Origin of the sequence: Nocardia abscessus NBRC 100374 (assembly GCF_000308455.1) — a bacterium.
In the GTDB taxonomy this organism is placed as follows: domain Bacteria; phylum Actinomycetota; class Actinomycetes; order Mycobacteriales; family Mycobacteriaceae; genus Nocardia; species Nocardia abscessus.
On record NZ_BAFP01000183.1, the window covers coordinates 1 to 233 of the forward strand.

At 64.4% G+C, this 233-nt stretch carries 1 protein-coding gene; it reads left to right on the top strand.

Going from position 1 to position 233, the window contains the following annotated elements:
* Positions 1-28 precede the first annotated feature (28 nt).
* The coding region (locus ON19_RS30695; RefSeq protein WP_255218422.1) for a WS/DGAT domain-containing protein at positions 29-233 on the top strand (205 nt) is incomplete at its 3' end.

The window sequence follows — 233 nt, forward strand, 5'->3', positions numbered from 1 at the left end:
CTGCGTCGGCGCGACTGTGCGCGAGCAGATGGCCGAGCGGTCGGTCCCGCACTCCGCGACTGTGGCCGCGATCCTCAATCGGGTGCCGATTGCATTGATCGCTGCGATGCTCGAGCATGTCGACTTCGTCGCCTCTGATGTACCCGGCTCACGGGTACCTCTTTACCTCGCGGGTGCGCGTATCGAGCGGATGTTCGCTTTCAGCCCGACTCTCGGAACCGCGCTCAACGTGA